Raw genomic sequence first — 5,735 nt, 5'->3', positions numbered from 1 at the left:
TGAGGGCCGCTCCGCGGGCAAGCCTCGCTCCTACAGGTACATATGATGCCCTTGTAGGAGCGAGGCTTGCCCGCGAAGAACGATAACCCGGTCTATCGGTTTAGCTGGTAATCGGCCTGGCCTTCAAATGCCGCGCATACCAAGGCCGCTGCGGCACTTTGCGGAACAGGTCCGCCAGCTTTTTATCGTCTTCACCAAAGGTGATGCGCAACGCCAGTTTCATGGTTTCCGGGTCCATCTCGACCGACTTGCCCATCTGCAACCCCGGCGTCGTGCTGCAACCATGGGTGCTCGGCCCCAGCCACGGATCAGCCACCTCGACCCAGCGCCCCGGCGCAAACCACGCCACACCGTTGACCTCCAGCCGACTCACCTCCCCCGGATGAAAACGCTCGTGGGCGCGAAACCAGTCTTCCAGGCGATCGTCGATCCAGCCGTGAAAATGCCAGAACACCGGGTTCACGTGGGATGAAAACGGGTCGCCGAGGAAGTCGTTTTCCGGCGCATACCAGCGCGCGGAAAAGTCCGCCGGATCCCTCGCGAACGGCACCGGCTGGCCATTGGACGGATCACGCGGCACCGACGCCCAGCGCATGTGCAGCCAGTCGTGCAGCCCCAGTTCGACCTCTGAACCGAACTGCCCAAGGGTGAGTTTCGACAGATAACGCGGATCCCGATAGCGCGACTCCCAGACCTGGAAGTTGCTGTGATACGTCTCAGCGGTCTTGATGTCGCTGACCCATTGCGAATATTCGGCATCGTCGTCGGCCTGCCAGGTCGGTGGCAATGCGGTGCCGTCATGGTTGTCGCAGTAATTGGCGAAACCGATGCGATCCCGGGCCAGTTCCGGCTGCGGCAGTGGAAAATGCTGCCATGACGGCAAATCCTGCATCGAACGCGCCGTGCCCAGCATGTGCCGGTGCATGAAGAAGAAGTCCACGCCTGAACCGTTGCGATCCTTTCGCGCGCCACGGGCATCACGCTCCTTGTCCCGCGGGCCGGGCTGCCAGCCGATACCGCGCAGGGCGTTGCGCTTGTCTTCGGAGAGGGTGTGCCACTTGTCCCGGGAGGCATGCCAGAGCTGGTGAAACAGCCGATGTTCGGCGGACACCAGCCACGCCAGCAGCGGCGCGTTGAGACCGGTTCGCTCGCGAGCTTCGGGAAACACCCGCTTGACCGCGATGAAGCGATTGTCTTGCGCGGTCATCATCAACGGGCGATCGAGGTTCAACACCCGGCCACTGAGGGTGCCGCTGCCTGCGTTGCCGAAACCGGCCCAGACTTCGTCCAGCGACATGCTGAATTCGTAATCTGGCGTGCCGCTGGCGGCGGTGGCACTGACCAGCCGCCAGCTCAGCTCGGCCGGTTTGGCTTCTGCCAGATCGCCCAGCACCCGGTAGCGCGGCTCATCGCTGGAGCGTAAACGCTGGGCGGTGTCGAGGAATCCGATCAGGCCGCGACCTTTGTGGCCGACGTCGAGAAACACTTCCAGCCCGTCCCGTGGCAAGCCTTCGATACCGGCGTCACGCCCTTCGAAACGAATCTGCCAGACGCCACGCAAGGTGTTCGCCAACTGCTGGCCGGCGACATCCGCCACATCGAATGAAGCTTCGCCGGGGGTGATCGTCGGATCCGGTTTCGTCCATTCGCGATGCCCATAAAAAGCCGCAGGCACGGCGGCGCCGGTGAGCGCCAGGCCTGCCATGAACCATCGTCGAGAAATCGTCATTGCCCTACCTGTGTCAGCCATGAAGCAGGCTTTATCCAAGCTAGAACGTTTGTTGCCTGCAAAAATTTAAAAGCTTCGCGGGCGAGCCTCGCGCCTACAGGTCCTGCATTAACCCGTAGGAGCGAGGCTTGCCCGCGAAGAGGCCATCAGTCCCACTAAATTTCCAACCGGACCACTCGTTCTTCCCAGATAGCAAAGGCCCCTGCGCCCGCACCGGGGCGACGAACCTGACTGAGATGGCAATGACAAAACCACGTTCGAAAAAGGCTCTCTACATCGGCCTGCCGCTGGCCCTGGCGATCAGTGCCGGGGCAGGCTATGCGGCCTGGGATTACTGGTTCAAGGACAATCCAGGCTACCCGGCCAAGGTGATGAAACAGGCCGATGAGTTGCAAGAGCGCATCCTCTCGTTCGACAGCCACGTCACCGTACCGCTGGACTTCGGCACCGCCGGCAATGAAGCGGACAAGGACGGCACCGGGCAATTCGACCTGGTCAAGACCGGCCGCGGTCGCTTGTCCGGCGCGGCCCTGACGATTTTCGGCTGGCCGGAAATCTGGAACGGCGCCAACGCCCCGCATCGCCCCACCGCCGGCTTCGTCGACGAAGCCCGGTTCGAGCAGGAAACCCGCTACAAAATCATCAGCACGATGGTTCGCGACTTCCCCAACCAGGTTGCCATTGCCTACACCCCGGACGATTTCCGTCGCCTGCACGGCGAAGGCAAGTTCGCGATCTTCATGAGCATGCTCAACGCCTACCCGCTGGGCGACGACCTGACCGCGCTGGACACGTGGGCCGCTCGTGGCATGCGCATGTTCGGTTTCAGTTACGTGGGTAACAACGCCTGGGCGGATTCGTCCCGACCGCTGCCGTTCTTCAATGATTCGCGCGACGCCCTTGGGGGCCTGTCGGAGATCGGCAAACAAGCGGTGCATCGTCTCAACGATCTGGGCGTGATCATCGACGTGTCGCAGATGTCGACCAAAGCCCTGGAGCAAGTCGCCCAGTTGAGCCGCACGCCGATGGTCGCCTCGCACTCGGCACCGCGTGCCCTGGTGGACATCCCGCGCAACCTCAGCGACCAGGAAATGCAGCTGATCAAGAAAAGCGGCGGCGTGGTGCAGATTGTCGGCTTCCCGACCTACATCCGTCCGCTGAGCCAGGCCACCCAAGACAAACTCAACGCCCTGCGCGCACGCTTCGACCTGCAACCGCTGCAAGGCCTGGAGATGGCGCTGATGCCGGGCGACCCGGTGATCACCGTCTGGTCCGAACAACGTTTCGGCGAGTACGCCAGCCAGCTCTACGCCATCGTCGACGAAGAACCGAAAGCCACCCTCAAGGACTACGGCGACGCGATTGATTACGCGGTGAAAAAAATCGGTATCGACCACGTCGGCATCAGTTCCGATTTCAACGACGGCGGCGGTCTGGAGGGCTGGAAGGATGTCAGCGAAGCTCGCAACGTGACGGCCGAGCTGATCAGTCGCGGCTACAGCGAGGCCGATATCGCCAAGCTTTGGGGCGGGAATTTCCTACGGGTCTGGGACCAGGTGCAGAAGTCGTCCAGACCGGTGGCAAAAAACTGATGTTCTCTTTTGCAAAAGCGAACCGAGCTCATGACTAACCGCCGTTCATTCCTCAAGCAGGCCGGTATTCTCGCGGCTGGCCTGCCCCTGAGTGCTGCCGTGAATCTGCCGGCACTGGCTGCCAATCCACCGCCACTGTCCAAGGACAAATGGGCGCAATTGCGTTCATTGTTCGACCAGGATCCGGACTACCTGCACTTCGCCAATTTCCTGGTGACGTCCCACCCACGGCCGGTGCGTGAGGCGATTGAACGCCACCGCGCCAACCTCGACCGCAACCCGGGGCTGGCAATGGATTGGGACCTGGGCGAAACCGAAAAACGCGAGCACGCGGTGCGCGTCTGGGCCGGTCATTACCTCAAGGCCAAGCCTGAGCAAATCGCACTGACCGGCAGCACCACAGAAGGTCTGTCGCTGATCTACGGCGGCATCCATGTGCGCCCGGATCAGGAAATCCTCACCAGCGAGCACGAACACTACGCCACCAATTACGCCCTGGGTTATCGCCAGCAAAAGGACGGGGTCAAGGTGCGCAAGCTCAAGCTGTTCGAGAACAGCCACACCGTGTCGGCGGATGAGGTGCTGGGTTCGATTGCCAAAGGCATTCGCCCTGAGACCCGCGTGCTGGGAATGACCTGGGTGCAGTCCGGCAGCGGCGTGAAGCTGCCGATTGGTGAGATCGGCAAGCTGGTGGCGGAGCGCAATCGCAATCGTGAGGAAAAGGACCGCATCCTGTATGTGGTCGATGGCGTGCACGGTTTCGGCGTCGAAGAGCTCGACTTCCCAGACATGCACTGCGACTTTTTCATCGCTGGCACCCACAAATGGATGTTCGGCCCGCGCGGCACCGGGATCATCTGCGCCCGTTCGGCCGAGCTCAAGGATGTGACGCCGACGATTCCGACCTTCTCCGAAGCGACCACGTTCTCGACGATCATGACCCCCGGCGGTTATCACAGCTTCGAACATCGCTGGGCCCTGGACGAGGCGTTCAAGCTGCACCTGGAACTGGGCAAGGCCGAGGTCCAGGCGCGCATTCACGCCCTCAATACCTATGCGAAAAACCGGCTGTTGGAACACCCGCAGATTGAATTGGTCACGCCCAGGAGCCCGGACCTGTCGGCCGGGTTCACCTTCTTCCGGGTCAAGGACCGCGACTGCGAAAAAATCGCAGTCCAGTTGATGAAAAACCGCGTGGTTTGCGACTCGGTGGACCGCGACGTCGGCCCGGTGATCCGCATCGCACCCGGCCTGCTCAACACCGAAAACCAAATCGACCGCGTCATGGCCTTGCTGAGCAAAACCGTCTGATGCGGCCCCTTGTGGCGAGGGAGCTTGCTCCCGCTGGACTGCGCAGCAGTCCCTTTCTGTGGGGCCGCTTCGCTGCCCAGCGGGAGCAAGCGCCCTCGCCACAGAGACGCCAGTTTTCTTTAAATCGAGACGACAAATGAACCGAGATCTATTAACCGTGCCTCTCAAGGCCCTCGCCTTGTCCGCCCTCCTCGCCGGTCTGCTGCCAACCACCGCCCAGGCGGCCACCACCCCGCAACCCGGCAAAGTATTCAAGGACTGCCGCGATTGCCCGGAAATGGTCGTGCTGCCTGCCGGTACGTTCACCATGGGCACGCCGGACGATGAAGTCGGTCGCGAGCCCGACGAAAGCCCGATGCACGAGGTGACCTTCGCCAAACCCTTCGCCATGAGCCGCTTCCAGGTCACCGCCGGTGAATGGGACAGCTACGTGCGCGAGAGTGGCGTGACCATCGCCAATGGCGATACCCGACCGGGTCGCGAGTGCGTCGCCAGCAAACCGCGTTACCCGCAAGGCCCGCGTCAGCCGGCGGTGTGCATGAATTTCGATGACGTGAAGAACTACGTCGCCTGGCTCTCGAAGAAGACCGGGCAGAAGTACCACATGGTCAGCGAAGCTCAACGCGAATACGCCGCGCGCGGCGGCACCAAGGGTCCGTTCCCCTTCCCGTTCGATGAAGGCAAGGAATACAGCATCAGCCAACACGCCAACACCTACGGCCCGGCGGACGGTTACAGCTACAGCTCGCCGGTCGGCAGCTATGCACCGAATGCGTTCGGCCTGTACGACATGCACGGCAATGTCTACGAATGGGTCGAAGACTGCGAACACCCCAACTACGTCGGCGCGCCCACCGATGGCAGTGCCTGGGTAGAACCCAACTGCGAAGCGGTGCGCATTCGCGGCAACGACTGGGGTGAAGCGCCAGTGTTCTCCCGCTCCGGCAACCGCAACAGCCAGTACCCGCAAGAGCGTGGCGACTGGATAGGTTTCCGTATCGTGCGTGATCTCTAAACCATAATCCCGATCCTGTGGGAGCGAGCCTGCTCGCGAAGGCTGTTTAACAGTCGACATTGATGTCGGCTGACTCACCGCTTTCGCG

Annotated in this window: 4 protein-coding genes; 3 read left to right on the top strand and 1 reads right to left on the bottom strand. The window is 61.9% G+C overall.

What is annotated here, in order from left to right; all coding sequences use genetic code 11:
• Positions 1 to 100 precede the first annotated feature (100 nt).
• Positions 101 to 1,729, bottom strand: coding sequence for a PvdJ/PvdD/PvdP-like protein (locus tag QMX98_RS31750; protein ID WP_102594636.1), 1,629 nt, complete (start codon positions 1,727 to 1,729; stop codon positions 101 to 103).
• Positions 1,730 to 1,971: 242 nt separating this feature from the next.
• Between QMX98_RS31750 and pvdM the strand changes: the two genes are divergently transcribed.
• From pvdM to QMX98_RS31735, 3 genes are all read left to right on the top strand, one after another.
• Complete coding sequence (gene pvdM / locus QMX98_RS31745) at positions 1,972 to 3,321, top strand: pyoverdine-tailoring dipeptidase-like protein PvdM (protein ID WP_282411935.1); 1,350 nt, start codon at positions 1,972 to 1,974, stop codon at positions 3,319 to 3,321.
• A gap of 30 nt (positions 3,322 to 3,351) precedes the next feature.
• Complete coding sequence (locus QMX98_RS31740) at positions 3,352 to 4,632, top strand: aminotransferase class V-fold PLP-dependent enzyme (RefSeq protein WP_282411934.1); 1,281 nt, start codon at positions 3,352 to 3,354, stop codon at positions 4,630 to 4,632.
• A 136-nt stretch (positions 4,633 to 4,768) separates the two neighbouring features.
• Positions 4,769 to 5,647, top strand: coding sequence for a formylglycine-generating enzyme family protein (locus QMX98_RS31735; protein ID WP_077748900.1), 879 nt, complete (start codon positions 4,769 to 4,771; stop codon positions 5,645 to 5,647).
• The last annotated feature ends 88 nt before the right edge of the window (positions 5,648 to 5,735 follow it).

The organism is Pseudomonas sp. PS02303 (genome assembly GCF_029959925.1).
In the GTDB taxonomy this organism is placed as follows: domain Bacteria; phylum Pseudomonadota; class Gammaproteobacteria; order Pseudomonadales; family Pseudomonadaceae; genus Aquipseudomonas; species Aquipseudomonas mandelii.
The sequence above is the reverse complement of the archived record's forward strand: the minus strand, read 5'-3'. Positions and strand labels throughout refer to the sequence as shown.

What these genes read in the sequence shown, in the direction of transcription:
- QMX98_RS31750 (WP_102594636.1), bottom strand. Translation starts at nt 1,729, where the DNA reads ATGACGATTTCTCGACGATGGTTCATGGCAGGCCTGGCGCTCACCGGC.
- pvdM (WP_282411935.1), top strand. Translation starts at nt 1,972, where the DNA reads ATGACAAAACCACGTTCGAAAAAGGCTCTCTACATCGGCCTGCCGCTG.
- QMX98_RS31740 (WP_282411934.1), top strand. Translation starts at nt 3,352, where the DNA reads ATGACTAACCGCCGTTCATTCCTCAAGCAGGCCGGTATTCTCGCGGCT.
- QMX98_RS31735 (WP_077748900.1), top strand. Translation starts at nt 4,769, where the DNA reads ATGAACCGAGATCTATTAACCGTGCCTCTCAAGGCCCTCGCCTTGTCC.